This window comes from Frankia sp. Allo2, assembly GCF_000733325.1.
Taxonomy (GTDB): Bacteria; Actinomycetota; Actinomycetes; order Frankiales; family Frankiaceae; genus Frankia; species Frankia casuarinae.
The window spans coordinates 3,075-28,540 of sequence record NZ_JPHT01000046.1; the positions used below are offsets into that span (position 1 = coordinate 3,075).

A 25,466-nucleotide genomic window follows, 5' to 3' on the forward strand; every position below is an offset into this window, starting at 1 on the left:
ACAAAAAGTCATCCGACGCATCGACTCGATTGTTCCGCACCGCCGCCGCCGAACCACGCAGCAACAACCATCCCCACGCCGACAGCTCCGCATCACTCGCCACCGACAGGCGCGGCTCCACCCGCGACGCCGTCTCGCGAGCAAGCCGCTCCGCGTCATCGAACCGCCCCTGACGCACAAACAGCCAGGACTGTGAGATAGCACCCGCCGCAGCCGTCAGCCGATCCCCGGAATCGAGAGCATCCCGCATCGCGTCACGAATCGCCGCATAGGCAAGATCGTATTGACGTACCTGAGTCAGAAACCAGCCCGCGACCTGGAAAATCTCCGCCCGCAGCCGCGCCGCCTCCCGACGATCACCCTCATTCTCCGCACCATCGACAAGCCCGTGACTTTCCTCGATCATCACCGGCAGCATCGCAGCCACAGCGCCGAAGTCGTCGGACTGGTAGACCCTGATCGCGTTTGACAGCGCATCTCGAAGCCGAGACTGCGACTCCTGTGCCGATCCACCTACCGGTGACCGCGAAACGCCGACGAGGCCGACAGCAGGCGTGAGAACCTGGCGTAGCGGCAGCAGATTCAGCTTCTCGTCTTCCGTTGCATCAGTCACTGGCCCAGGTGAACGTGCCCCGAACAGCGACGACGTCTCCGTATCCAGCGCACGGGCCAACGTGCGCAGCGTCTCGATCCGCGCGCTTCCACCCTGCTCGATCTTCCGCACCGTCGACACGCTCAACCCAGCCTCGTCGGCCAACCCCTCTTGAGAGAAGCCACGCCGCAGCCGGAGAGCCCGAAGACGAGCGCCCGGATCGTCCACCACTCCGCACCCCTCCCCGAACGTGCCCGTAATCAGGGTACGTGCACCTACAGCGCAACTCACCGACCTGCACAAACAGACCATACAAAGATCGTCGCCAATGTTCTCTTCCTTCTTTTTTCAAGGGCGGCCTTCGGCCGCCGCGTGTGACCTGGCGCACGCGCCGCGCGTCGCCGTGCGTGCCGCGCCTACGGGATCGCCGCACCCGGCCGGGGTCCCGCCTCCCTCCGGTCGGCACCCCGGCCGGAGCGTCGCCCCGTGGGCGCGTCGGCCCGTCGGCGCGTCGGAGCGTCAGACCCCCCGCCAGAGGGTCCGTGACGATCGGCGGTGAGAGTGCCGCTGGTCCGCGCCGGTGCTCCAGGAGCCGCGCGACGTCCGCGAGGACGGTGCCGCTGCTGGTTGTTGGGGCTCCGCCCCAAACCCCGGCCCTCACTCTGGAGGAGGGGGAGGGGCCGCGTACGTCCGCTGATCGCCTCCGCCGCCCGGACCCCCGAGGGGCTACGCCGGAACCTCCCAGCCGGGCAAGGGACGCGCCGCACCCAGCATGGTACGGGCCGTCGGCGCCCTTGCCCGGCCGGAAGAACCCGACGTAGGGCGCAGCCGCCCGACCGACGGAGGAGATCAGCTCAGCCNGGGGTCCGTGAAAGATCAAAAACCGGGTCGGGTGGCGTTGCAGCCACCCGACCCGATCCTGATCATTTCTTAGGTGAACAGCGAGTCGACGAGAGCGCAGCCCACCGGATCGCCCGTATCCACGCCGTCACATACTGCAAGGACGCGGATCCCCGTGCGGCGCAGCATGCCCAGTACCGCCATCCGCCCCGCTTCAGTGGTGGCCAACCGGTCGTAGGCGCCGGAGTGGACGAGCCGGACGACCGCCGCCCACTCATGCAGCCTGTCAGCGGTCTGGTAGACCGTCCCACCGGCCTGCCAGGCCCGTGCCGAGCATGCCGCAGCGAACACCGCTCGCTGATCATCCCGCTCGGTCACGCTGACGTCCTGACGAACGAAGTTCAACGCCCGCGCCAGCCCCGGCATCACGCATCCTCGCCGGATGCGCGGCAAGCCGACACGCCGTCCGACGCCTCAAGCAGACCGAACCACATCGCATCAAGGACCGCGAGGCTGTTCGTACTCGTCACGACGCCGATCATCGCGGACAGGTCACGCAGCGCCGACGCCGCGGCGCGAGGTACGAGGTTCCCGGGCGGACCGGCAAGCGGACCGTCGTCCAGCTCAGCCGCCACCAATGCCAGCGCCTCACGCACCCTGACAATCAACTGATCAACGAGGTAGGCGCTCTGCCGCACCGGATCATCTGGCATAGTAAACATAGGTTCCGCTCCTGGTCTGGCAGGTTGTGGGACTCAGGCCCGGATCGGTGTTCCCGCACCGGTCGGGCCGCTTTCGTTGCTGTACCTACATCATCGCAAACTTTGTATAGGTTGTTGAAGGCCGGAAACGGCGAACGGCCGGCAACCCCAGGCGAGGTCACCGGCCGCCGCACGGTCGCGGGTCTTGCGTTACTCGCTCTTTGTGATCTCTCGCTCGTCTTCCGATCGGTTGCCGTGCCAGATGGACGCATACGTAGCCTGTACCGCNAGATCGGCCCACCAGGTAGCCGCCTCACGATCCGTGCTCATAGCGTCGACACAGACCCGCATGCCGCCCGGAAACACGAGTACCGGCCGACGGACCTGGAAACCCGGTATGACCGGCGGCATCTCGACTGCCGGAGGTTCCGCCGGATGCGCCATCAGCACCACACTAAGATCCGAACGCATGCTGTCCGGCAGCCGAGACTCACCATCTGAGATCATGGGCATAGGTCACGTTCCCTTCCAGGAGGGTGCGAGATCAAGGCCCTGGCGGAGAGGGTAGGAGCTCACCGCCAGGGCCGCCTATTGGGGCACCCCAAGAGTAGCGAGATGCTTGGGGTGCCCCAATAGGCTGTAGCCCATGGGCGAGAACGACCTGTGGACGACGGGCGATATTGGACGACGCCTCGGCATCACGGCCGAGCGTGCCCGCCAGCTTTCCCACCGCCCAGACTTCCCCGCACCGCATATCGATCAAGGTACGGTCCGTCTCTGGCAACCCGCCGACGTCGAGACATGGATCACGCAGTACCGACCGGCAGCCGCCAAGAACCAGCCGCAGCCCTAGACCCCAGCCATGCCGAGTCGTTGCACTTAAGGAAGTGATCTAGGTCACATCTTTCGGTGTACCTCGCGAAGTTAGTGCGCGCCGATGTCGAGGAACTGGGTGACGCCCATCCGGGCGAGCATCGCCNCGGCACGGCGCAGGAACGCCCTGTTCTCCTGGGCGGTGATCCGCAGGTTCGGGAACGCGGCCAGCGCCCTGTCCGCGGCTTCACGGTCCGCCGGGAAGTGGGTCTTCCCGCCCAGGTAGTAGTCGTACATCCGCGCCGGGTGGGCCTGGTCGGTGTTCAGATCCACGGGCTCGACGAATCCGACGTCGCCGAGGCCGTTGACGAGGGCCTGGAGGGAGGGGCTGCCGGTCGCGTCGGGGTCGGGCGGTAGTGGGGGCATGACGTGCCGCTCCTCGTCAGCAGGGGATGGCGGCGCGGGCTGCGAATGGGGCCCGCCCGGTGCGCGGTGTGGGTGGCGGGGTCGCCGCGCCGCGGGTGCCGGCCGAGGGCTGGGTCGGGGAGACGGGCACCAGGCCGGCGGAGGACAGGGCCGGGGTGTCGTGCCAGGTATCGAGGGCTCGGAGACGGTCGGCGACGCGGCGCAGCGTCTCCTCGTCCGTCCGGAACACGACCGGCCGGGCGGGCTCCGGGTAGGCGGTGGGTACGCGGCCGGCCAGCGGCGCCTCGTGCGGGGAAGGCTCGATCACGACGGTGCCGCCAGCGATCCGCGCCCAGGCCACCGTTCCTCCGGACGGCGTGGCATAAGCCCCCCAGTTCTCGGCGAGGGCGTCGACGAGAAGCAGGCCGCGACCGTGCTCGTCGTCGGCCGTGGGCTGCTGGCGCTGGGGCTGACCGGTGGTGCCGTTGTTCCAGATTTCGATCAGGACGTGGTCGAGGGCGGCGCTGAGTCGGATCGCGATGTCATCGCCGGTTCCGGCCGTGATGGCGTTGGCGCTGAGCTCGGTGACGGCCAGGGCGGCAGCCTCGATAGTGCCGGGCGGGACCTGCCAGGCAGTCAGCACCAGCACGGCGTCCCGACGCAGGCGCGGCACCGAGGCCGCCGTCGCGGGGACACGGGCGGCGACCGGGCGCACAGCCTTCGAGGGCAGGTCACTCGGCATCGTTCTCCTTCCTCTCCATCTGGTGGTGGACCGCCCGGCCCGGGGCATCGGGGAAAGACGGTGCAGGCCCCGGGTCGGGCGGCCGTTCAAGGGCTCCGCGACCGTGCGCGGGGCGGAGGGCCTAGCGGTGGTGGTGTTCGGGGCGGCGGGCTCGCAGGATCACGGTGTTCGGGGCGGCGGACTCTTCGACGACCGTGATCTCGACGTCTGCGAACCCGGCGGCGGTGAGCAGGTCCCGCCAGCCGTCGGGCGTGTGATCGAAACGGATCACCGGCGCGGTTCCGCCGTCCGAGAGTCGCACCGTGTATCGGCTGCCGACGTCTGTGCCGGAGCCGAGCGGCGCGGAAGCCGCGAGCAGCCCACCGAGCCGGAGCGCCTGGCAGATCAGTGCGAGCAGTGGTGCGGTCGGGTAGAGGCCCAGCGCGCCGTAGGTGCTGAAGATCGTGTCCGCTTTCGCGCAGCTGGCCAGGTAGCGGGCCGCGTCGACGTGGTGGAACAGCGGCTCCGGCCAGCGGGCCCGGGCACGGAGGATCTGGCTGCGCGCCGGGTCCAGGCCCACACCGCGGGCGCCCCGTTCGACGAGGTGGGCGAGGTTGTCGCCGGCGCCGCAACCCAGCTCGATGACCCGCCGCCCGGCCACCTCGCCAAGAAGCTCGGCTCCAGGGTCCGCGTCGCCGTCGCAAGTCCGTGTCCACCGGAACCGGTGTCGCGCCGGCCGGGTGTTCAACCCATCGGCGGCGATCTTGGCTCGGCCGTGCCGGTCCCATGAGGACACGTTCACGGCGAGGGCATAGTCACCCCCAGGAACAGCGCCGCCTCGTTCAAATGCCGCCGGACGACGCTCTCGACAAAGGGGTCCTGTGACGGGTCGTTGATCCATGTGGTCGCCTGCTCCAGGTACCAGCTGATGATCCAGAGGCGGTGCCAGCCCATCGCCCACGCCGCGGCCGGCAGCCCGGCCCGTGGGGTCGCGGCCTCGGGCGTGCCGCCGGCGCGGATGTAGGACTGGATGAGGCGTTGCAGGGCGGTCAGATCGGCGGGGNCGGNGGNTNCCNNCCNGGAGGNGAGATCGAGCAGGCCCGGGCCGACGAAGGCCCGCGCCCAGTCGAGCAGCCGCCACCCTGATAGGCCGATGTGCACGCTCGTCGGATGGAACTCCGAATGGCACAGCCCGAACGGGGGGGTCTCGGCGCCGTCAGCCAGGTCGAAGGCGACGCCGGCGAGACGTTCGAGGAGCTTGTCGAGACCGGCCGCGTCGACCCACCGGCCACGGGCACGCAGCACGTCCAAGCTCGCCCGTGCCCGACCGGGGAGAGCGGCCAGGGCGGCGCGGTCGAGGGTCGTAAGCCCTGCCGGAGGTGTCCCCGCGTGGACCGTCACGGCGGCCGCGGCTCCGTCCGCCTCCGTCGCGTCGCGCACCGGCTCGCCGAGATCCTCCAGGAGCATCCCGAGGTCATGCTCACGGCGGACCTCCGCCAGGATCCGCGGAATTGGGAGACCCTGCGCCTGCAGATGCTGCAGGACGTCGGCTTCACCGGTGAACGGCTCCCGCGCATGCTTGAAGATCGCGGTCCCGCCCCCGGGGATACTCACCCGCTCGACCGACGAGAGCACCCACGCACGGATCGAGGTCCGCGCAGGCAGGCCCGTCGCCGCCATCTCCACCATGAGAGCGGCCAGCAACGGTTCGGACTCATCCATCACCATCGACGACCCTTCACTCCGGCGAACGAGTAGACGCCGCCACCTGGGAGGCTCAGCAGGCCCGGCTGAATGCCGGGCATGGCTGGCCCTCGTTCCAACGGAGGCGCGACAGGGCGTCCTCGCGAAGAGGATGCGCACCACCTGCGAGCAATCTCGTACTCACTGGTGCCGCTTCCGTCGCATCCATGACACACTCGGCGCAAGTTCCTGCACAGGCCGCAACAGGCAGGGGCGCTGACTGCCCCCAGCGGGGGCATCGACGGCGTGGCGTGACGACGGGGAGGTGGGCGCCGTGCCTGCCGAGGGAGAGCCGGACGGCGCACTCGCCGAGCTGTCCAACCTGCTGCGCCAGCTCATCGCGAGCAAGGGGACCAACAACAGCGAGCTGTCTCGGCAGATCGGTTACCGACGTCAGCAGATCGCCGAAGCCGTCAACGGCCACAACGTCCCTTCGGAGGGCCTTGCTCAGGCGCTCGACAGGGCGTTGGACGCCGGCGGCCGGGTCACCGCCCTACGCGAGCAGGCTGATAGGGAGCGAAAGGCGCGCAGATTCGGCCTTCTCCCGCCGCGCGCCGACCCCGATCTGATCGTGGATCCCCGCGAGGTCCAGCCGGTGTTGGCGCTCGGCGACGAGGCCGACATCATGGGGTGGAACCCGCCGGCCTCATCGGTGGCCGCGGGTCGTGTCGTCATCGTCGACTCGGATCCGCCTTCGGCCACCGCTGGCGCGGCCCGGCCGGCCCGGATCGCTCCCCAGGTCGTGGCAGGGAGGAACGATCTCCATGCGGTGTACGAAGCAGGCCTGTCCGCGCTGTCCGAAGGCGGCGTGGAGATGAAGGCGCGGAAGGCCGCCGAGCACGCCTCCGAAGCCGCGGCCCGCGCTCTCCCGGACCTGAAGATCGACCAGCTAGACGAGGATCTTCGGTATCTGGCGACGAACTACGGCGCGGTCACGCTTCCCGACGCCTATCAGCAGGCGCAGGCGCTGCTGGAAGCCGCGCAGAGGTCGCTCGAACGGACGCAGGCGCCCCGCCAGCTCGCACGCCTCTACCTGCTCGCCGGGGAGGCTGCGGCGCTCTGCGGCTCCGCGTGCTTCGACCTGGCACTGTTGCGGCCCGCCGCGCAGTTCGCCCGCACCGCTGCGCTCTACGGGCAGACGATCGAGTTCGGCCCGTTGCAGGCGTTCGCTCGCGGCACCCTGGCCTACGTCGCCTACTGGCAGGGCCGCCCGGCCGAGGGCCTACGCCATGCCCTGGCCGCGGCGGAGGCGCCGGGCGTCGGCACGGTGGGACGCCGCCGGATCGCCGTCATCGCCGCCCGCGCCTGGGGGCATCTGGGCGACGCGGCCAACGCGCGGGCAGCGATGGCCGAGGCGGAAGCGCTCGACGATCCGTCGGAGCACGATGACCTGCACGACGTCGACGGCGAATTCGGCATGAGCATCGAGCGGGCGCTCATGAGCAACGCCTCGACAGCCCTTCTCCTCGGCGACGCCGTAGCCGCCGGCACCTATGCCCAGGCCGCCCTGGACCGGTACACGGACCTCCCCGGCGAGCAACGTCCACCGATGATCGTCGCGCAGGCTCAAGCCGACCTGGCGAACGCTCGCCTCGTCCAGCGCGACGCCGACGGGGCCGCCGCCGCGCTCGACGCGGTCCTGGCGCTCCCGGTCTCCTGGCGTGGCAATGGGCTGGTGCAGCGAGTGAAATCCGTCCGCCTACGGCTCCTTACGCCGGACCTCGCTCAGGCAGGGGCGCTGCGGGGCTACGGTGACGCGATCGAGGACTGGGCGGCGATGGCGCCCGCACCGGCCGACCTCAGCCGCCCTGCCGCGCCGACGGCGGAGAGCTGAGCTCTTCCCGCGGCGTCGGCAGCCGGGACGAGCGCAGCACCTCCGCCTCGGCCTCGGGGGAGATCCCGTGCTCGCGCCACCGAGGATGCTCCACCGGACGACCGCCAGCCTGCATCCACAGCCAGGTGTCGCGCACGGTCTCACGGATCGGCCGCGTCGACAGGCCCGCGGCTCGCGCCGCTGACGAGTCGACAGCCCACACACCAGCGCTCGTGCGCCACAGCGGCAGCTCCGTCCACTGCCGCACACCGGCGCTCAGGAGTAGCTCGTCGGCGACCCACTCGACGACGCCCTGCCGGCCGGTCACCTCGACGCAGGCGTCCAGGAGGTCGCCGAAGGTCTCGTCGCCCGGCGCGGTGACGTTGTAGTTACCGCTTTGCCCGGCGGCGGCCAGGTCGAGGGCGAACATCGCCAGATCGCGGACGTCGACCGGCTGAATACGGCGAGCCGGATCGCCCGGGCCCAGGATGATGCCGCCGCGGGCAGCCCGGCTGAGCCACCACGGCAGGCGTCCGACATATTCGCCCGGCCCCAGGATGACGCCCGGCCGTAAGACCACGGACCTGCGGTCCCCGAAGGTCTCACGGACCGCCTTCTCCGCGCCGGCCTTCTGCCGCCCGTAGTACCAGTCCGGGCCCGTCCAGCCCGCTGGGAGACGGCCGAAGTCGGCGTCGGCGTCGGCAGGGGCGTCCAGCAGCTCCGAGCTTTCGTCGAGCGGCTCGTTTGGCCAATCCCGGTACACGTTGACCGTCGACACGAAGACGTAGGCACCGGCCACCGGTTCGAGCAGCGTGGCCGAGGTGAGAACGTCCCGCGGCGCGATGTCCGTGGCCGACGTGTCGATAACGACATCCCAGGGGCCGCGTTTCGCGAGAGCGGCGAGGTCAGCCGGGCTCGTCCGGTCCCCGGTGACAGCGACCGCGCCCGCCGGCGCCGCGCCCGACCGGCCGCGCGTGAAGACGGTCAGCTCCCAGCCGCGCGCCAGGATCTCGCCCGCTGCCGCCCGACCGAGAAACCAGGTACCGCCGAGCAGCAGAACACGCATATCCAGATGCTGCCTGCCGGATCACGCCGTCCGCCATGCCTTTGCGTTTCCGGTGGGCCTCGTCACGCTTACCGCGCCGCCGCTGCGGCCAGGGGTGCCTGCCCCTGGCAGTTGCAGTCTTCCCAGGCGCTCGCGGGGCCGGTGTCCTGACGCGAGAGCGGTCCGCGGCTCGGCATCAGTTTGGAGTCGCTCGGGGACCTCGCCTTTGCCCACCAGCGTGCCGACGCCGTCGGCCGGTGAGCCGACCACGAGCACCCAGGAGGGGAGCGAAATGCCTCGGCGACCGCCATCCGTCCGCGCACGAGGGCTCGGCGCTGAACTCCGGGATCTGCGCGTCGCGCGCAACCTGACCAGCCGCGCCGTCGCAGAGAGACTGGGCTGGTCGGCCAGCACGCTTAGCCGGCTGGAGAACGGGCTGCGCGGAATCAGCGTCGAAGACGTCGCCTCGCTGCTCGTCGTTTACAAAGTCACAGGCCCCGGCCGTGAACGGCTCCTCGAACAGGCCCGCGAGGCTGACCGGCCCGACTGGTGGGCGTCCGGCGGGCCCGGACTGCCCCCGGGCCTCACCGCGCTGATCGGGTTCGAGTCCCAGGCGAACCGAATCACGAACGTCGAGATGCTGTTGGTCCCCGGGCTGCTCCAGACCCCGGACTACATCCGCGGGGTCATGGCCAGCGCGGGCCTTACTCCCCACGACGCAGAGGGTCGGGTCGCGGCGCGGCTCGGGCGGCAGGCCATCCTGAGCCGTTCTGATCCGCCCGTGCTACAGGTGCTGCTCGACGAGGGCGTACTACGCCGTCCCGTCGGTGGAGCGGCGGTGTTNGCCGCCCNGCTGCGCTACCTGATCGCTGTCGCGGCACGACCATCGATAACGCTGCGGGTTCTGCCCGTCGACCTCGGCGCCCATCCCGGCACGACCGGGTCGTTCGTGCTCTTCGAGTTCGACCGGGCGCGCCCCGTCGTGCATCTGGAACACCGCGGCGCGGGCACGTTCGTGGACGAGGTCGCCGACACCGCGCCGTTCGCCGCGGCGCGCGATGCTCTCGCGTCCCTGGCACTAAGCCCCGCAGCGTCGTGCGCCGTCATAGCTGACCTTGCCGAAGAGCTCGAGAGAAGGCGATGACGACATGGCGCCCCTGACCGCTGACGGCTCGCGCTTGGTGTGGGTGAAGTCGACGCACAGCGGCGACAAGACCCAATGCGTCGAGGTGGCGGCCCTTCCCGACGGCGGCCGTGCTGTCCGGGACAGCAAGGACCCTGACGGCGCTGCCCTGTTCTTCAGCGATGCTGAGTGGCGAGCGTTCGTCGCGGGCGTGCGCGACGGCGAGTTCGATCACTAGCCGTAGGCTCCCGCGACGATCTTCCACTTCTCAAGCGGATCTTCCACTGGCCGGCAACTGGAAGCCGATCGGGGTAGACGTGGGCCGCCTCGCGGCGCTCGGAGCAGGCTGACGGTGGATTCGCCGGGCATACGGAGCCCACGACGCGCGCTGCGGCGGGGGCGGNCGTGGGNCGGNGGNCGTCGAGGCGCTGGCCGACAACCGGACGGAGCCAGCCGTCGTACGCCGGCGCGTTGGTAGCGGCGAGAGTCAGGCTCATCGCGACCGGCTTCTTGTGAGGAGGACGTAACGGTGCACGAGGTTCCACTTCCACCTGCCGGCTGGCAGGCGGACCTTCTGCCGATGCTGGAGGATCTTGCCCGCCGGGATCCTCGGGTCCGGGACGTTCACGTTCACGGTTCGGCGGCCGGTCCGGCCCGAGATCTGGACTGCTGGTCTGATCTGGACCTCGTGGTGGTGACCGACGACCCGCGGCGCGTCGCTCACGGAGTCGTCGAACGCCTTCTCCGCGAGATGCCGCCGCTGTTCGCCTGCGACGAGAACGAGGCCTCGACCAAGCACGTGACGCGCCTGGTCTTCCGCGACCTACGACGGCTGGACATCACCGTCAGGACGCCCGCCAGCGACCAGCCGCAAGGCCAGACGGCCACCTCACCGCCGTCCGAGGGCGACCCTATGGAGACATTGGTCAACCGCTATCGGTTCGACGCGGTCCTGGCCGCGGTCAAGGCAGCCCGCGGAGACATGCTCATCGGTGCTCACCTCACGCTCCAGCTGGCCAGGCACGTCCTCGTCGCCGCGATGCTGCTGCGCGACCGCGACGCCGGCACCAACCACCATCGTCACGGCGACGCGAAGTGGGACACCTGGGCCCAGCGAGCCGCAGGCGTTCCGGCGCCCTACACGGTGACCGGCATCACCGTGGCCATCCGCTCGTACACCCACATGCTCGACGAGCTGGTTGGCCAGTGGGACCAAGCACTGACTGGTGGTCACGAACCACTCCTGGCCATGCTCACCCATGTCGATTGCACCGCCCGAGGCCCGGACCTCGAAATCACCGGTGCCTGATCAGGTCCTACGTCCACGATCACGCCACGCCGAGCCGACGCCAGAACTGCCACCCGAACCTGGTAAATCAGCACTGCGCCTACTGACATACAGCCAGGGAAGCCGCTGACAGCTCGACACCGATTGGAAGATCACAGGGAACCTACTGCACGTATCTGGGGCACGCGGCGAGCGTCCGAGGCTCATCGGCTAGTCGTATGGGCCCAGAAAGCGTTCGCCGTTGAAGTGGATCAGATGGGTTGAGTCCTCGGCGCACCAAACCTCGGTCTCCCAGGCGATCTGATGAAGGTATTTCTTCATCTCGCGTCGATCGGGAAAGCAGGAGACGTAGACCAGGCCGGGTGTGGCGTCCGCGAACAGCGAGGCAAGTTCTCTGTGGCGCTTGGCGTCGACCGGTCCGTGAGACGACGCGGCCTCCATCAGAACGAGCCAGTCTCGACCCGGCAGGTAGACCACCAGGTCAGGCATCTTGCCGTGCTCGTCAACAGCGACGCCGAGGGCAGCGNGCCGGTCGGCTTCAAAGTATGCCCACTTGGCGTCGGCGTCACCGACGTATAACACTTCGCCGCCGGGAGTGAACCGCGGGCAGAACTCCTCTACCATCTGCTTGATCAGAACGTTCTGCCCGCCAGGAGAGAGCGTAAAAGGCTCGCCATGCGGGAGCGTCACGGGGATGCGGTTCATCTCTCTGGCAGCCGCATACTGCGCTTTCAGCCCTGGCACAGTCGCGAGGTAGTCCGTGACGGCGTCGTCAAACTCTGGCGTGTCATACTTCTGGATCACGGCAAGCGCTTGCGGCGTGACCTGGTAGTTCCATTTCGGCGAGTTGATCGGCCGGTCTGGCTGGTCTGGGTTCTGCTGCACCAGCAGGGCAGCGGCGAACTGGTGGAGAGTGAACCGCCGGATGGTCTCACGTGTGTTGGCAGCGTAGTTCCGGCCGTACTCGTTACGCATCCAGTCCATGATGGCGCGCGTTCCGAGCATCGGGTCGGCGGCAGTTGACCACGGCTCGTCCGGGCGGAGGCGAAGTAGAGCCAGGAGAGTGAGGGCGGATCGTTCGTTGGACCGCTCCGCATCCATACCGAGAGCTTCGAGGACGCGGCTCGCCTCTTCGATCTTGTTGGTGCTCATGCGGCGGCCCCAGCTGGGCTCAACGCCTGCGCCACGATGACGTCGATATCGTCTTNCGGCGGGNGCGCCTCCGGAGCAAGGTGCCCCATGTGTCGGAGTGACCAGCTGTCGGGAAATCGCATGGCCCGGAGGTCGGTGGCGTTGACCTGGGTGTGGCCGGAGAAGGTTCGGAAGAACTTGTCGACCCGCGAGGAGTTGAGCCACATCGAGAGGCCGAAAGCGAGGTCGCGGTCGAGCCCCCCGCCCTTGATGTGAAAGACGTTGACGTGATTCTCGAACGCGACAGGGCCCGGGACGCTCTCGGGGGACCATACGGCAGCCACGATGCGGCGCCGCTCCTCCTTGGATGAGAACCGCTTCACGACGCAGTACCAGCCCTCGGGAACGAGCATGCGCTCGTCCTTCTCAGTGATCGGCGCAAACCACTGGGCCTTGCGAATGTCCCGCGGCCACGAGATGAGACCGTCGCGCACGTTGCCTGGGTAAACGAGCGGTACGCCACGGTCGACGTGGCTGTGGTGGAGGCACTCAAGTGATCGGAAGTCGACTACCCTGCCGGTAGATATGGTCACACCGAGCGATGCAAGGGTGTGTGGTAGCGACATCATCCGTTCGGCTATGGCGGTGTCCTCGTCGTTGGTGGCGATGCGGACGAACCTCTGAGGGTCGTCAGGATGCACGACGTCGGCATATGCCACTTCTCGATGCTGCGCGTCATCCTCGTGACCATCACTGGCCGACAGGAGGACGGTCTCTCGATCACCGTTCTTGGTGCCGGATATGATCACGTTCTCCTGTAGCACGCCGGTGTCCGCGAAGACGGTTGACCGGGACGCGAATACGTGCACCCGGTCGAGCGCGATCTGGTTGAGTAGATATGAGCGGAAGGTCCCGAAGTAGGGCCCATTAGCGAACGACCGCGGCGTGATCGCGACCAGCTGTCCGCCGTCGCGGAGTGCTCGCGCCGCGAGTGCGAGGAAGGCGGCGTAGAGATTCGGTGCGTCCGCTCCGGCCTCCCGGACGGCTGTGCGGGAGGCCGAGGAGGCGGCCAGCTTTGCGTAGGGGGGGTTCTGAATCACCAGGTCGAACCCGGCAAGTCGCTCATCCGCATCAAGTCCGGTCGAGGCCGCGATGAAGTCGGCCTGAACCAGCTCGACCGTCACCCGCCCATCGCCTGCGATCTTGCACGCTTCGAGGGTGTTCGAGAGCTGAGGCACCACGCCCTCGTCGCACTCGACGGCGACCACGTGAACCGCCAGGTTCGGCCGCTCAGCCAGCACCCGAGCGACGAGCGCGGCCGACAGCATCCCCGACCCTGCGCCGGGATCTAGGATCTTGATGCTGCCTTCATCGGGAAGCCGCGGCATGCTCGCGATCAGTGACGCTGCCCGAGCTGGGGTGAAGAACTGACCAAGCGTCTCCTGCGTCTTGGGGTCGAGGACCGCCAAGGCCGACACCCGATTGCGTTCCGCGAGGTCGAGGAGGTCGCTCTGCATGATGCTCATCCTGCCGTACGCGGCATGCGGGGCCACCGCGACCAGCCATGGTCACAAGATGCGCCCATGCCGTGGTCTCGAAGGCTGGACCAACACTCTCTGTCCCACGGTAGCGGAGCGGCGGCGTGAGCGACGGACGCAGAGAAGCACCGCTGACGGGCCCACGGACCGTGCGCAGGCCGCGCCGACGCGGGGCGACGGCGCTGGCGCCTGAGCCTGTCGCGGGAAGGNTCGGGCAGCCATGAACACGACCACGAACACGGACCACTGGCAGCCGCATGCCCGCGCGCTAGCCGATATCGCCACCCACCCCGGCTCCCGCTGGTACCCAGTCGTCGCCGCGGTCCCCCGCCACCACTTCGTGCCGGCATGGTGGGAACGGGACGGCGCCGGGTGGCGACTGCACCACGGCCCGCTCGCCGATGCCTACGCGGACCGGTCGCTCGTGACCCGGGTCGGGCCGGCCCACGCGGACCACAGCGGCCCGGACGCCGGGGCGCCCGTCGGCCGGCCGACGTCGTCATCGACACAGCCATCGCTGCTGCTCTCGATGTACCAGCACGCCCAGCTCGCCGACGGTCTCGACATCGCCGACGTCGGCACCGGCTCGGGCTACGGCACCGCGCTGCTCGCCACCCGCTACGGGGAGCGGCACGTGACCACGATCGACGTCGACTCCTACCTTGTCGACACAGCGGCCAGCAGGCTCGCCGCGATCGGCCTCCAGCCGGCGGCGGAGACAGTCGACGCGACGGGGCAGCTACCGGGCAGCTACGACCGGCTCGTGTCGACGGTCTCGGTCCGGTGGATCCCCCCGTCCTGGCTCGCCGCATTGCGCCCGACTGGCCGGTTCGTGACCACCATCCACGGCACCTGGATAGTCCTCACCGCCTGGAAGAACCCGGACGGGGAGGTCCGCGGCCGGGTCGCCAGAGACTGGGCCGGTTTCATGGCCACCCGTAGCGGCCCCGACTATCCGCCGCCCTGGGCCGACTTCGACGAGCTCGCAAACCGCGAAGGTGAACATGTCGGCCCCGGCCGGTACCCAGTCCTGAACGTCGCGGACGCCTGGGAGCTGTCGACCATGCTCGCGCTCGCCGCCGGCGTCGACGTCACCCACCACTACCTGCGGCCCGACCCCGACGGGCAGCACACTGCGCTGCTGGCCCATCCCGACGGGTCATGGGCCAGAGCCACCGCCGTCGGCGCCAACCGGCCGCTCGTCCACCAGGGCGGCCCGCGCAGGCTGTGGGACCTCCTCGATCGGGTCCGCGACGACTGGCTACGCCTCGGCATGGCCCCGTGGATCGGCGCGAACGCTCTGATCCTGCCCGACGGCGCGATCATCCTCGCTCGAGGCACCTGGCGCGCGACGATCCGCGCGGCAGATCCACCGGGACATGACATCTGACCCGCGGGCACCGGTCGGGCGCGGGCCGCATGCCGAGCGTTCCCGACTTGTCGGGACAAGCAGGTAGGCGCTGTCGGACCGGGCGTCTACGGTGGCGATCATCACCCATCGCGGACAAAGGGCCTTTCCTATGCGCTATCTCGACACCGCTGTCGGCGGGCCTGATCACACCGTCGAGCAGTGGCTGCTCGCCGAGCTCGACCAGGCGCAAGTCTTCGCCGCGCGGACCGGCTACCTGACCGGGCACGGCCTGAAGCTGATCGAGCCGCAACTGGCAGCGCTACTGGAGCGGGGTGGGGAGGCCCACCTGGTCACCGGTGCCCGGGAGGACCAGGTCACGGCTGGCGACCTCGCCGCCTTCACCCGGTTGTTCGAGCCGCACGGCACACGGGCGACGCTGGTACTCGTCGACGACGACCGGGCGATGATGCACGCCAAGAGCTACTACGTCCGCCGGACCGACGGCACGCAGACGGCGCTGGTGGGGTCGGCGAACCTGACCCTTTCCGGGCTACGCGGCAACCACGAGTCCGCGATCGTGCTGGACACCCGGGTCACGCCGGACGCTCCCTGCGGGGAGGTGCTCGCCGCGATCCGGGCGTGGGCAGACACCGACCGGCCGGCCCGGCGGATCACCGAGACGACTCTCGACCAGGTCGTGCTCAACGCACCGCGGGTCGCGCGGGCCACGACCCGGGTCACCGGCACGCCGAAGCTGCCACCAGCCCAGCCGCTTGGCGACCTGATCAATCCCGCCCTTGAGGAGATCGAGGCCATCGAAGCCCGCGACGGCACGCTGATCGGCGTCCCGACCGGCTTTGCGGATCTCGACGAGCTGACGAACGGCCTGCATCCCGGGCAGGTCATCGTCATCGGCGGCCGGCCGGCCCTGGGGAAGTCGATGCTGTGTCTCGACATTGCCCGCTCGGCTTCCATCAAGCACCGGCCCGACCGGCACGATCACGGTCGCCTTCCAAGGGAACTACAGCCGCTTCGTCGACATGAAATGAAAGCGGCGATGGCGGTTCGTCGCGGTTTGGGCAACCTGTCCGGGTGCGAACCGGTCGGGAGCCGGAGTTGGGGTGGGCACCACGTTGGTGCATGTCGCCGTGAATGACTTGGCGGAGTGCTGCCGGTGCTGGAGTTCCCCCCGGGCATCGAGCCTCGGGCGATGCGCCGGATATGGCGGTGGCGCCACGGCGGGCTCTGAGCTGGGCAGTGCCTCGGTGATGCGGCCGCAGAGTGGGTGAGCTGCACAGCGCGGCGCTGCAAGGGCAAGAGGCCGCTGGGGGACCATCGGAGTCCTATCCTCTCGGCTGGTACTCGGGCCGCATGTCTTCGAGCTTGATCGCCGCAAGGATGGCCGGCGTGGCGCAAGCCCGGCAGTAGGTGCGACTCGTTTGGCTGCCTGGGCCGGACAGCACCCAGTAGGTAGGAACCGTATGGGTCTGGAAGCCGTTTTGGAGACGATTCTCGGGGTCGCACCCGGGCCAGGTGCCAAGGATGAGCGAAGGGTTGTGACGAATCACGTAAGCCACGTGAGTCTCCGTCTCGTTTCCTGTGACCTACTCGCCTGTCCACTCGGGGTCGATCAGGATCGGCGGCGCCTTCGTCAGGCCGTACTTGGCGTACCAGCCGACAGTCCAGCGCAGAATCGCGCGCCGGTTGAGTCGCCACTCGTCGCACAGGTCGGTCAGCACCTCGGCGCAGAAATCCTCGCGGAGGTCCGCCAGGGTCTCGTCGGGCCGCGAGCCCACGAACGCGATGGTCTCGATATCGACGTCGAGCGCGTCGGCGAGCACCGCCGCCGCCGTATGGCTGGTGCCGTGGCCGTTGTAGCCCCAGCCGAAGTCACACTCCTCGGGCGGGGACAGCAGGCGCAGCACCTCGGTCTTCTCGCGCGCTGTGGGACCGCTCGCCGGCACTTCGACGAGCACTCGGCTCGGGTGCCACTCGTCTGAGTCCTCAGCGAGTGCGCCTCGTCGCGCCCAGCGTCCGGTCACACGGGAGACGGTCGGCCTTGCGGCGCGCCCTTGAAGGCCGTGGTAGGTCCGTTCCTGGTAGCCCATCTCCACCCCCGCGCGTCGACGGGATCACACAGTAGCGGACTGCCTGCGTCATGTATCCAAATTCGGACAGTTGAGCGCCAATCGTGACGGCTCGTCCCGCCTCGCACCCAACGCGCCGTCCGATCCGTTGGCTGGCTTCTGTGGCCTTGACGCACGGTTAACCGCCTCTGCGCCATCGTCGAAGCGATTGTCGAGGCGTGCGCCGGCACGGACGGATCGGTGACTTGACACGACTGATCACGCCTACGGACGTAAGCGGAGGGCCGAACCGGCTGACGGGTGGACGACTGGTCGCCAGCATCGAGGGATGGCCTGGATCGTGCTCGATGTCGTGGTCGTCCTTATCGCCGCTGTTGCTTTGACCTACGCGCACCTGGGGCTCCGCGCGGCGCGTCAAGCAGTCGCCTCACGAGAGCATGCGCCGAGGGTCCGCGGTTCGGCGGCGCCGCTGCACGCAGAAATTCTGGACGCGGTCGCGCTTCTCGACGGCCTGGCCGCCGCGCTCGACAACGCCGCCGCGCGGTCCCCTGGCGGCGACCGGTTTGCTCGTGAGCATGCGCTGCGGGTTCGTCAGATCCGCGACCGCCTGTGGCCCGAGAGCCGGCCGAGACCCGATGACTACGGTGCCGCGGACGAGTGGGCCTCTGCGCTGGGACGTACATTCCGAGTTGGAGCCACGACCCCGCCGCCAGCATCTTGATCGACTGGCGTGCGGGGAGCAAGTTAGGCGTAGAAGTCCGACTTCTCCGTTTCGTCCGACTTGTCGGAACGCGGAGCCCGAGGTCGATCGTTCCGACCGTGCACGGTCAGAACGCGGCTGGAGGCCGGGGATGGGTGAGCGGGCGACGGGTCGGTGGCGGCGCCATGCGGCGCAGGTCCGCACCGACAAGGCCAGCGCGAGGATGACGCCAGACGAGCGGGAAAAGCTGGAGGCGGCGGCTGCCCGAGTCGGGCTGCGTCTCGGTGGCTACCTCGTCGAGGCGGGCCTGCGCCTGGCGGACCAGGCCGACCCGGCGCCGGTGGTGGTGCCGATGCCGGCGGTGGTGGGTGTGGATCGGGCGCTGCTGGAGGCGTGGGTGGATGCCAGCGTCCTGCTGCGTCAGTACGGGAACCTCGTCAACCAGTCGGTCAAGCTGTGGCATCGCAGTCGGGGCGGTCCGATGCCGGCGGGTCTGGCGGAGGCGGTCGAGCTGACGAATGTCGTGGCCCGCCGGGTCGATGTCCTGGTCGCCGAGTACCGCCGCCGGTGATCGCGAAGGTGCAGCGCGGCCGTGGGGCCGGCCGGCTGCTGCGGTACCTGTTCGGCCCGGGCCAGGCCAACGAGCACACCGATCCGCATGTGGTCGCCAGCTACGCCGGCGGCCCGGAGTCCTCCGCGTTCCTCGAACCGCCCACCCGCCCAAACGGCCGACGTGACGTCTCCGAGCTCGGCGAACGGCTGACCGATCTGGACCTGCTCACCGGCAGCCGCAAACAAGCCAAGCCGGTCTGGCATGTCTCGGTCCGTGCTGCCCCCGAAGACCGCCGTCTTACCGGCGACGAGTGGTCGCAGATCGCCACCGACATGGTGACCCGCGCTGGGCTCGTCGACGAGCTCGGTACCGGCTGCCGCTGGGTGGCCGTGCGGCACGCCGACGACCACATCCACATCGCCGCGTTCCTCGTCGGCCTCGACGGGCGAGCCGTCGCGGCCCGCGGCGACTACTACCGGGTCGGCGAGGCCTGCCGCGCCGCCGAGGCCCGCTACGGCCTGCGCACCACCGCGCCACGCAACCGGACCGGCGACCGGCAGCCGACCCGCGCGGAGACCGAGAAAGCCGCCCGCGCCGGCTCGGCCATACCCGCCCGCGTCACGCTGCGCCGCTCGGTCGAGGCCGCGGCGACCAGCGCGGCCGGCGAGGGGGAGTTCTTCGCCGCGCTGCGCAAGGCCGGGGTGGAGGTCCGGCTGCGGTACAGCAGCGTTGACCCCAAGACCGTCACCGGCTACGCGGTCGCCCTGCCCGGCGATCTCACCGCCGAAGGCAAGCCGGTCTGGTACGGCGGCGGCCGGCTCGCGCAGCACCTCACCCTTCCCCAGCTACGCGCCNGCTGGGCCGAAACCCCCGGCGCCCCGGACCCGGGCGGCCCGGAGCCGGCGGCCATCAGGCAGCTGGGCGTGGCGTTCCCGGGCCGCGCCCAGCGGCGCGCGCTCGCTGCCGCGGCGAAGGCTGCGACCGACGCCACCGACAGCCCGCCCGACCCGGCGGCTGCGGCGGCTGCCGGCGCCCTGGCAGCCGCCGCCGCCCGCGCCGGCGAGCACGGCCGCCCCGGCCCGCTCACCACCGCCGCCGAACAGCTCACCCGCGCCGGCCGCACCCCCTGGCACCGGCCCGCACCGGCGACACCACTCTCCCGGGCACTACGCGCGGCCGCCCGCGACCTGAACGGCCTCGGCCGCCTCCACCACGACGACCGCGACGCCGACTGGCTGCGGCTACTCGCCGCCCTCGCTGACCTGGCCGCCGCCATCGTCGTCTGGCGCGAGGCGGCCGGCCAGCATGAGCAGGCCCGCGCCGCAGCTGCGGCTGCGGCCACCTTCGCCAGGCACTCCGCCGCACCATCGCCTGCTCGGTCAGGTCCGCTGACAGCCGGACTGGCTGGACCCGCAAGGCCTCGGCCCTCGCGAGAGCAGCAGCGCCAGGCGGCCCGCTGAACCGGAGTCAGACGGGTATGAACGACGATTCAGCCCACAGCGCTGAAGTCAATGAGTGAGTGGGGTGGCCATCCAACGGGCGTCATCNCCCCCTGGTGCACGCTCTGCGCGGCCCTGGTGGCCGCGACAGCTCGCGCCGGCTGGCCGGGGCGCGTTGGAGTACCCGGGGACTGCAACCGCCCCTGTCCTCTACGCCGTCGCGGGCAGACTGCAGAGCGACACCGTCCTATAGCGAAGGAATTCTAGAACTCCACGCGGGGACGTTCCCCGAAATCTCGACTAANGAGAATCCGGACATCCGATTCTGGGAGTCCGGAGCGATTGATGAACTCGGCGAACGAGACACCAGTCGTATCCATAAGTTCCAGTGCGCGTTGTAGGAGTACCGGAGCCTCAGGATTCCCGAGGGGACCTGGCTCCACTCTCCGCCATCCTCGGGCAGACAGGGTTTTCCAACCCTGCGCGTAGGTGTGTTCATTCATAACACCGAGTGTCTTAGCTCTGACCAGGAGCGCAGCTAGCGATACGTGCCATTTTGTCTTCAGGCGCATAAAGGCAGGCCAGTCGAGCGAGTCTGGAAGCTCGGACTTGATGTCATCGGCTGGCATAAGAAACGCGGCCGCGAACTCGTGGGCTTGGCGCTCAGTGGCCTTCTCGCCTGTCGGTCCGGTGGCGCCGTGCAAGACCAGGTGGCCTAGTTCGTGGGCGGCATCGAAGCGGGAGCGGTCCCGCAGACCTTTGTCCGAACCGAGAGCGACAACGGGCCTGTCAGGGAAGTCGACGCAGAACGCATCGACTTTCTCGATGCTGACGCGAAAACGCACGACAACAATTCCGTTTGCCTCTAGTAGTCGTACAACATTTTGAACTGGGCCACGTGCGACGCCCCAGTGATGACGGACGTGGGCCGCCGTCTGCTCGATGTCGGCGGAATCAGGTGGCCGTTCTTCGTCGAATATGACGCGTGGCAGATCGAGATCAGGCAGCGCCACGTGCTTGTCGAGCTCCAGCGTGAGTTCACGCGCGAGATGCACGTAGGCGAGCGCCTGTTGGCGATCTCGGGGCGAGGTCGATCGAAGGCTGCGGAAGAACCCGTCGGCCTGTTCGTGGGCAGGGGGACGGGTCGGCGCAGCGAAGAACGACGGCGGTACCCGCAACGCGACTGCGAGCCGGCCAAGCGTGGAAGCGGCGGGCCTGGTGTGCCCGTTCTCGAACTGGCTGACCGAGGCGGCCGTCACGGAGCCGGCGTCCCGAGCCAGCTGTACCTGGGTGAGCCCGCGGAGTTCTCGTGCCATCCGCAGCCTGGTGCGATCGAACAGAGCCGCGATGTCTCCGTGGTTCAGTTGCGGGTCGTTCACCTCGGGTGTCTCCGCGTCAGTCGACGTCGGCCGATCAGCGCACAGCTCTCGATCTTGGTGCTCCACTCGCGCCTTAGGCAGACCTCGGTTACTCGCCGGTCATATCGGCTCGGCTCCAGCATGACACGCCTGGGTGGTGTGTGCCGAACTGGACACCCGTGCCGTCGTGTACTCTACCGGTCGTAGAGAAGATGATGTTCATATCTGAGGTAACCAACCCTGCGCAGAGATCTGGAGCTGAGCCGGTGAAGGTTCAGGAGTGTGTGCTGTCGGACGAGGTGGTCGCCGCCGACTCGTCTGAGTCCGCGTTGTGGGAGGCCATCGTGGTGCCAGCGACGATCAAGGAGCGGCTCCGTAACCAGGCTCTGTTGTCGCTGCTCATGCGCCGTGACCTGCCGTTCGCGGTGACCGCGTTGCACGGGTTGTGCACGCTGTACGGCCCGCCGGGTACCGGCAAGACCACCCTTGCCCGGGGCCTGCCGGCGCAGATCGCCGGGTACATCCCGGGACGCAAGGTCCGACGGATCGAGATCAACCCGCATGGGCTCATGAGCGCCGAACACGGACAGTCGCAGCAGCGGGTCAGCGAACTGCTCGGCGAGTACGTGCCGGCGCTCGCGTCTGACGGCATGCCGACCGTGGTGATCCTCGACGAGGTCGAGTCGATGGCGGTCGCGCGATCGGCAGCGTCGCTGGCCGCGAACCCGGCTGACGTCCACCGCGCCACCGACGCGGTGCTCACTGCCCTGGATCTCAACGCCGCGATGCACGCGCACCTGTTCTTCGTCGCGACCAGCAACTTCACCGCGGCCTTGGACGAGGCGTTCCTCTCCCGCTCCGACGCCGCCATCCTCGNCCCGCNCCCCGAGCCGCAGGCGCTACGGGAGATCCTCGCCTCGACGTTGTTCACGCNCNCCCACAAGTACCCGCCTCTGGGGGAACTGGCACGCTCGGCCGTACTGGACCGTGTCGCGCAACTGGCTCAGGGCCTGGACGGCCGCCGTGCGCGGAAGGCGGTCTTCGAAGCGCTGGCTCAGCGGCTGGACACCGTGCTGGACCCCGGCAGGTTGACCGAGGACGACTTGGAGGCCGCGATCCGCGACGCCCTCGCGGGCACGGACCGACCGGAGGCGTCCCGTGCGGCGCTCTAGGGAGGTGGCGGCCTCTCCTGTCCGCAGCGCGAGCGGAACCTGGACAGTGATCACAAACCTGGTCGCGGACACCGTGGCTCAGGCTCCCGCCCTGTCTCGAGACGAGGCGTTGGAGGCGATGGCAGCCGCCGAGGCCGTCGGGCGGATGCTGATCGCGGCAGGTCACCTGAACAAGCACGCGATCATACTGGTGGCCGGAAAGGTGCACTGCGAAATCACGACGGTGTCCGGCACGGCGGCGCTGACGGCGGAGGAGAACCTCAACGCCGTTCCCGGCGCGGCAGGCGCCACCGAATTCACGATCTACCTTCCGTCTCCGACCCCGCTTCAGCAGCAGGTGAGTGCCGCAGCGGACAGGCACCCTCGGCTATCCACGGCCGTCCCGCCGTCGGAGGCGCAGTCGGAGAACGCCGGACCGCTTGTTGACCTCGAAGCTCTTCGGTGGGACGTGGCCGCACGATGACCTCCACGATCACCTACAACTACACCCGCGCCCACACCGCAACGCACCTGACCGACATCATTCTCGGCACCATCACCGACATCCTCGCTGACCTGAAAATCGACACGACCTTGTTCGGCCGTGACTGGAAGCAGAACGAGGACGCGATCAAAGCGTGGATCGAGGAGGGCTCGCTCGACACGGTCGTCCTTGAGTGTCACCAGCCGTCGGGCACAGTCGCACCGGTGATCGAGTTTCCGGTGTCCTACACCGCAGGCGGGAACGGCAATGCCGAGTTCACCGCATCCCGAGCCCGCGCCGCACGGTTCCGCGCCAAGTTCGACCGGGTGCCAACGGGCACCACCCATCGGTTGATCTGCACCTTCAACGCGCCCCACACCCCGCAGCCAGGGTGGGGCCCCGGCCAGCGTGCGAGCACCGACGGCCTGCAAAGCATCACCTTCGGCACGCTTGGCTCCGCCCCGCGCGCCTCGACTGGCATGCGGTACTACTTCAGCTGACACCGAGAGCAGGAACACGCCCCATGGGGTACGTCGACGACGCATTCGTCAAACTCAGGCACAACCTGGAGATCACCCAGACCGAGCAGAACCTGGCAAAGGCACGGCACGAGGCCATCCGCGACTTCGTCCGGACACACTGGGCCCTCGCCGACGACTTCCTCACCGGCAGCTACCGGCGTGATACCAAGACCAAGCGCCTCAAGGACATCGACATCTTTGTCGTCATCGACGCCCACGGTCCCCAGGCCGGCTTCCGAGACCAGGCACCTATCGAGGTCATCAACGCCCTGGAGACCCTTATCCGCCGGAAATGGAGCGCCGCTGCCCGCGACGGCATGGCCGTCGTCATTCCCTACGGCCCCAACGACGAGGTCATGTCGATCGACGTGGTCCCCTCGTTCAAGCGAAATGGCGGCGGCTACTACATCCCCAACCCCTCAGCAGGCGACTGGATCGCGACCAACCCCAAGCGCCACCACGAGCTGAGCATCGCCAAGAACGCCGACTGTGGCGGCAACTACGTGCCCCTTGTCAAGATGATCAAGGGCATTAACCGCGAGCTTGGCGAGCCCGTGTCGCCCTCCTTCCTACTGGAGGTCATGGCCCAGTCCCTGGTGAAACNGCCGATCGGGCGCTACCAGGACGAGATCGTGCTGTTCCTGGGCACCGCCGCCGAGCGCATCGGCGACGTGTGGCCCGACCCCGCCGGCCTGGGCGGAGACGTCAACGCCGTCATGAACACGACCGAGAAACTCGCTGCGGCGAACGCACTCGACCGGGCTCGCCGCATCGCGGAGACGGCGGTCGACCTAGAAGACGAGGGCCAGGAACGCGCCGCCTACGACCAGTGGAAGAAGCTGTTCGGTGACCGGATGACTAGGCCATGAACCTCTCGACCGATCCCGGAGGCGTCCAAGGGATACCGCCTCGGGCCATCCACGAGCGGCAATTCGACGACGACATGATGCTCATCCAGCGCGCCGCGGCGGCAAGCCACCAGCGCGGCCAACGCCTGGAAGCTGTACGTGTCAGCGCAGCCGTCGTGCTCGCGACTGCGGGTGTCCTGATTACGCTCATCGGACACGGTCGGACTGTCGTCTCGATAGTCGGGTTCTTCTGGTTCGTCGTTTCCGCCTTCTTGCTCAAGGGCCTCGCCGGGAACACCGCCCGCCAGGGCGCCCTGCTCCAGGAGATGTTCGACATCGCCCTGTTTCACCTTCCATGGCGCGCCACGGTCGCGGGCGAGCCAATCGCGGAACCCGACGTCCGCCGTCTGGCACGCAAACTCCGCCGAGGTGGTGCGAAGGACAAGCGCATCACCGCTGGCTGGTACGATCCCACGAACGACGTCCACCACCCTTACGACGTCCTCATAGCGCAGGAACAGAACCTCGCCTGGGACGCTCGCCTGCGCTACCGCTATAGTTACTTCATCGCTACCGCAGCGATTCTCTGGACCGCTGTCGGCGTGATCGTCGGCCTCGTCGCTCCGAAGGCGACATTTCTCGGCGTCCTCCTTAGCTTTTTCGCCCCATCCCTGGCGGCCTACCAAATGGCCTACGAGATCTGGTCGGGCCAACGGAATGTAGCCGGCGAACGCACCCGACTCGCGAAGATTGTCTACGCCGAACTGCGTGACGGATGCCCCGGGCCCGTTCCCGAAACCGAATGGCACCGCCTACGGAACGCGGCCCGCGATGTGCAGGACGGCGTCCTGCGTACCCGCCTGGACACCCAGGGTGACCCGCAAAGTCATTGATGCAGGTCAGCGGGGTTGTCGAGAGTGAGGATGGCCAGGAGCAGGGCGTTGTCGTGTCGGATTCTGCGGATGGTCNGGGCGATGCGGTTATGGNCAGCGAGGCGAATCAGCCCGATGATCAGGTTACGGAGNGTGGTCATGATGCGGGGCAGTGGGCCGGTCCGAACCCGCGAGGCATCCTCACGGAACGTCACATCGCGCACCCAGTGGACCTTGTTCTCGATCGTCCAATGCCCTCGGGCGTAGCCCGCGAGATCAGCGGGTGTGACCGCGTCGAGGGTGAGGCTCGTCAGGACGTGGACCGTGACAGTGCTCGGGATCGTCCGGG

At 68.7% G+C, this 25,466-nt stretch carries 24 protein-coding genes and 4 pseudogenes; 15 read left to right on the forward strand and 13 right to left on the reverse strand.

The window, feature by feature from the left end; genetic code table 11:
- From ALLO2_RS20345 to ALLO2_RS20355, 3 genes are all read right to left on the reverse strand, one after another.
- The coding region (locus ALLO2_RS20345) for a helix-turn-helix domain-containing protein (protein WP_232235226.1) at nucleotides 1–757 on the reverse strand (757 nt) is incomplete at its 3' end.
- Between the two features lie 765 nt (nucleotides 758–1,522).
- Nucleotides 1,523–1,858, reverse strand: coding sequence for a hypothetical protein (locus tag ALLO2_RS20350; protein ID WP_023841975.1), 336 nt, complete (start codon nucleotides 1,856–1,858; stop codon nucleotides 1,523–1,525).
- Complete coding sequence (locus ALLO2_RS20355; protein ID WP_023841976.1) at nucleotides 1,858–2,154, reverse strand: hypothetical protein; 297 nt, start codon at nucleotides 2,152–2,154, stop codon at nucleotides 1,858–1,860. The genes ALLO2_RS20350 and ALLO2_RS20355 overlap by 1 nt, the downstream gene beginning before the upstream one ends.
- Nucleotides 2,155–2,779: 625 nt before the next feature.
- Between ALLO2_RS20355 and ALLO2_RS20365 the strand changes: the two genes are divergently transcribed.
- Nucleotides 2,780–2,986, forward strand: a complete 207-nt coding sequence (locus ALLO2_RS20365) for a hypothetical protein (RefSeq protein ID WP_023841978.1) — start codon at nucleotides 2,780–2,782, stop codon at nucleotides 2,984–2,986.
- Between the two features lie 80 nt (nucleotides 2,987–3,066).
- Here ALLO2_RS20365 and ALLO2_RS20370 read toward each other — a convergent pair.
- From ALLO2_RS20370 to ALLO2_RS20385, 4 genes and pseudogenes are all read right to left on the reverse strand, one after another.
- Nucleotides 3,067–3,279: pseudogene (locus ALLO2_RS20370) on the reverse strand (SAM-dependent methyltransferase); the annotation flags it as partial.
- A 109-nt stretch (nucleotides 3,280–3,388) separates the two neighbouring features.
- Nucleotides 3,389–4,093, reverse strand: a complete 705-nt coding sequence (locus tag ALLO2_RS23615) for an ATP-binding protein (RefSeq protein WP_023841980.1) — start codon at nucleotides 4,091–4,093, stop codon at nucleotides 3,389–3,391.
- 121 nt (nucleotides 4,094–4,214) lie between these two features.
- Entirely contained in the window at nucleotides 4,215–4,874 is a 660-nt protein-coding gene (locus ALLO2_RS20380; protein WP_023841981.1) for a bifunctional 2-polyprenyl-6-hydroxyphenol methylase/3-demethylubiquinol 3-O-methyltransferase UbiG, read from the reverse strand.
- Nucleotides 4,871–5,794, reverse strand: a pseudogene (locus ALLO2_RS20385) (phosphotransferase). Before ALLO2_RS20385 ends, ALLO2_RS20380 begins: the two are co-directional and overlap by 4 nt.
- Nucleotides 5,795–6,089: 295 nt before the next feature.
- Between ALLO2_RS20385 and ALLO2_RS23620 the strand changes: the two are divergent.
- Nucleotides 6,090–7,649, forward strand: a complete 1,560-nt coding sequence (locus tag ALLO2_RS23620) for a helix-turn-helix transcriptional regulator (RefSeq protein WP_023841983.1) — start codon at nucleotides 6,090–6,092, stop codon at nucleotides 7,647–7,649.
- Here the strand turns inward: ALLO2_RS23620 and ALLO2_RS20395 are convergent.
- Nucleotides 7,615–8,694, reverse strand: a complete 1,080-nt coding sequence (locus ALLO2_RS20395; protein WP_023841984.1) for an NAD-dependent epimerase/dehydratase family protein — start codon at nucleotides 8,692–8,694, stop codon at nucleotides 7,615–7,617. The two genes, ALLO2_RS23620 and ALLO2_RS20395, sit on opposite strands and share 35 nt — an antisense overlap.
- Before the next feature lie 271 nt (nucleotides 8,695–8,965).
- Between ALLO2_RS20395 and ALLO2_RS20400 the strand changes: the two genes are divergently transcribed.
- The 3 genes from ALLO2_RS20400 to ALLO2_RS20410 all read left to right on the forward strand — a co-directional run bounded on the left by ALLO2_RS20400 (nucleotide 8,966) and on the right by ALLO2_RS20410 (nucleotide 11,105).
- On the forward strand, nucleotides 8,966–9,817 hold the full coding sequence (locus ALLO2_RS20400) for a helix-turn-helix transcriptional regulator (RefSeq protein ID WP_035734240.1): 852 nt from the start codon (nucleotides 8,966–8,968) through the stop codon (nucleotides 9,815–9,817).
- A gap of 4 nt (nucleotides 9,818–9,821) precedes the next feature.
- Nucleotides 9,822–10,034 (forward strand): DUF397 domain-containing protein, encoded by a 213-nt coding sequence (locus ALLO2_RS20405; protein ID WP_023841986.1) that lies wholly within the window; start codon nucleotides 9,822–9,824, stop codon nucleotides 10,032–10,034.
- A 291-nt stretch (nucleotides 10,035–10,325) separates the two neighbouring features.
- The gene (locus ALLO2_RS20410; protein WP_023841987.1) at nucleotides 10,326–11,105 is read left to right on the forward strand and encodes an aminoglycoside 6-adenylyltransferase; all 780 of its coding nucleotides are present in this window, start codon (nucleotides 10,326–10,328) and stop codon (nucleotides 11,103–11,105) included.
- Nucleotides 11,106–11,294: 189 nt separating this feature from the next.
- On the opposite strand, the gene ALLO2_RS20415 is transcribed toward ALLO2_RS20410, so the two are convergent.
- Both ALLO2_RS20415 and ALLO2_RS20420 read right to left on the reverse strand, forming a co-directional pair.
- Complete coding sequence (locus ALLO2_RS20415) at nucleotides 11,295–12,236, reverse strand: BsuBI/PstI family type II restriction endonuclease (protein WP_035734221.1); 942 nt, start codon at nucleotides 12,234–12,236, stop codon at nucleotides 11,295–11,297.
- Nucleotides 12,233–13,732 (reverse strand): Eco57I restriction-modification methylase domain-containing protein, encoded by a 1,500-nt coding sequence (locus ALLO2_RS20420; RefSeq protein ID WP_051875475.1) that lies wholly within the window; start codon nucleotides 13,730–13,732, stop codon nucleotides 12,233–12,235. Before ALLO2_RS20420 ends, ALLO2_RS20415 begins: the two co-directional genes overlap by 4 nt.
- 241 nt (nucleotides 13,733–13,973) lie before the next feature.
- On the opposite strand from ALLO2_RS20420, the gene ALLO2_RS20425 reads away from it, so the two are divergent.
- From ALLO2_RS20425 to ALLO2_RS27530, 3 genes and pseudogenes are all read left to right on the forward strand, one after another.
- Entirely contained in the window at nucleotides 13,974–15,143 is a 1,170-nt protein-coding gene (locus ALLO2_RS20425) for a methyltransferase domain-containing protein (RefSeq protein WP_023841991.1), read from the forward strand.
- Nucleotides 15,144–15,273: 130 nt separating this feature from the next.
- Nucleotides 15,274–15,684: pseudogene (locus tag ALLO2_RS27525) on the forward strand (phospholipase D-like domain-containing protein); the annotation flags it as partial.
- A gap of 189 nt (nucleotides 15,685–15,873) precedes the next feature.
- Nucleotides 15,874–16,086 (forward strand): annotated as a pseudogene (locus ALLO2_RS27530) (DnaB-like helicase C-terminal domain-containing protein); the annotation flags it as partial.
- 622 nt (nucleotides 16,087–16,708) lie between these two features.
- Here the strand turns inward: ALLO2_RS27530 and ALLO2_RS20435 are convergent.
- Entirely contained in the window at nucleotides 16,709–17,080 is a 372-nt protein-coding gene (locus tag ALLO2_RS20435) for a DUF6166 domain-containing protein (RefSeq protein WP_070982670.1), read from the reverse strand.
- A 439-nt stretch (nucleotides 17,081–17,519) separates the two neighbouring features.
- Between ALLO2_RS20435 and ALLO2_RS20440 the strand changes: the two genes are divergently transcribed.
- Nucleotides 17,520–17,912, forward strand: coding sequence for a hypothetical protein (locus ALLO2_RS20440; RefSeq protein WP_023841995.1), 393 nt, complete (start codon nucleotides 17,520–17,522; stop codon nucleotides 17,910–17,912).
- Between the two features lie 130 nt (nucleotides 17,913–18,042).
- Nucleotides 18,043–18,462, forward strand: coding sequence for a hypothetical protein (locus ALLO2_RS20445; RefSeq protein WP_023841996.1), 420 nt, complete (start codon nucleotides 18,043–18,045; stop codon nucleotides 18,460–18,462).
- 1,684 nt (nucleotides 18,463–20,146) lie between these two features.
- Here ALLO2_RS20445 and ALLO2_RS20455 read toward each other — a convergent pair.
- Nucleotides 20,147–21,262, reverse strand: coding sequence for an ImmA/IrrE family metallo-endopeptidase (locus ALLO2_RS20455; RefSeq protein ID WP_035734227.1), 1,116 nt, complete (start codon nucleotides 21,260–21,262; stop codon nucleotides 20,147–20,149).
- Nucleotides 21,263–21,507: 245 nt separating this feature from the next.
- Between ALLO2_RS20455 and ALLO2_RS20460 the strand changes: the two genes are divergently transcribed.
- The 5 genes from ALLO2_RS20460 to ALLO2_RS20480 all read left to right on the forward strand — a co-directional run bounded on the left by ALLO2_RS20460 (nucleotide 21,508) and on the right by ALLO2_RS20480 (nucleotide 25,138).
- Nucleotides 21,508–22,413, forward strand: coding sequence for an AAA family ATPase (locus ALLO2_RS20460; RefSeq protein ID WP_035734229.1), 906 nt, complete (start codon nucleotides 21,508–21,510; stop codon nucleotides 22,411–22,413).
- Between the two features lie 46 nt (nucleotides 22,414–22,459).
- A complete protein-coding gene (locus tag ALLO2_RS20465) occupies nucleotides 22,460–22,876 on the forward strand; it encodes a hypothetical protein (protein WP_198031052.1) in 417 nt (138 codons plus the stop codon).
- Nucleotides 22,873–23,376 carry a hypothetical protein gene (locus tag ALLO2_RS20470; RefSeq protein WP_023842206.1) on the forward strand — a complete coding sequence of 168 codons (504 nt, stop codon included), beginning with the start codon at nucleotides 22,873–22,875 and terminating at the stop codon, nucleotides 23,374–23,376. Before ALLO2_RS20465 ends, ALLO2_RS20470 begins: the two co-directional genes overlap by 4 nt.
- Before the next feature lie 23 nt (nucleotides 23,377–23,399).
- The gene (locus tag ALLO2_RS20475; protein WP_035734231.1) at nucleotides 23,400–24,266 is read left to right on the forward strand and encodes a CBASS oligonucleotide cyclase; all 867 of its coding nucleotides are present in this window, start codon (nucleotides 23,400–23,402) and stop codon (nucleotides 24,264–24,266) included.
- Nucleotides 24,263–25,138 carry an S-4TM family putative pore-forming effector gene (locus ALLO2_RS20480; RefSeq protein WP_198031053.1) on the forward strand — a complete coding sequence of 292 codons (876 nt, stop codon included), beginning with the start codon at nucleotides 24,263–24,265 and terminating at the stop codon, nucleotides 25,136–25,138. Before ALLO2_RS20475 ends, ALLO2_RS20480 begins: the two co-directional genes overlap by 4 nt.
- On the opposite strand, the gene ALLO2_RS20485 is transcribed toward ALLO2_RS20480, so the two are convergent.
- A partial coding sequence (locus ALLO2_RS20485) for a transposase (RefSeq protein ID WP_157493479.1) occupies nucleotides 25,132–25,466 on the reverse strand: 335 nt, incomplete at its 5' end. The genes ALLO2_RS20480 and ALLO2_RS20485 overlap by 7 nt on opposite strands.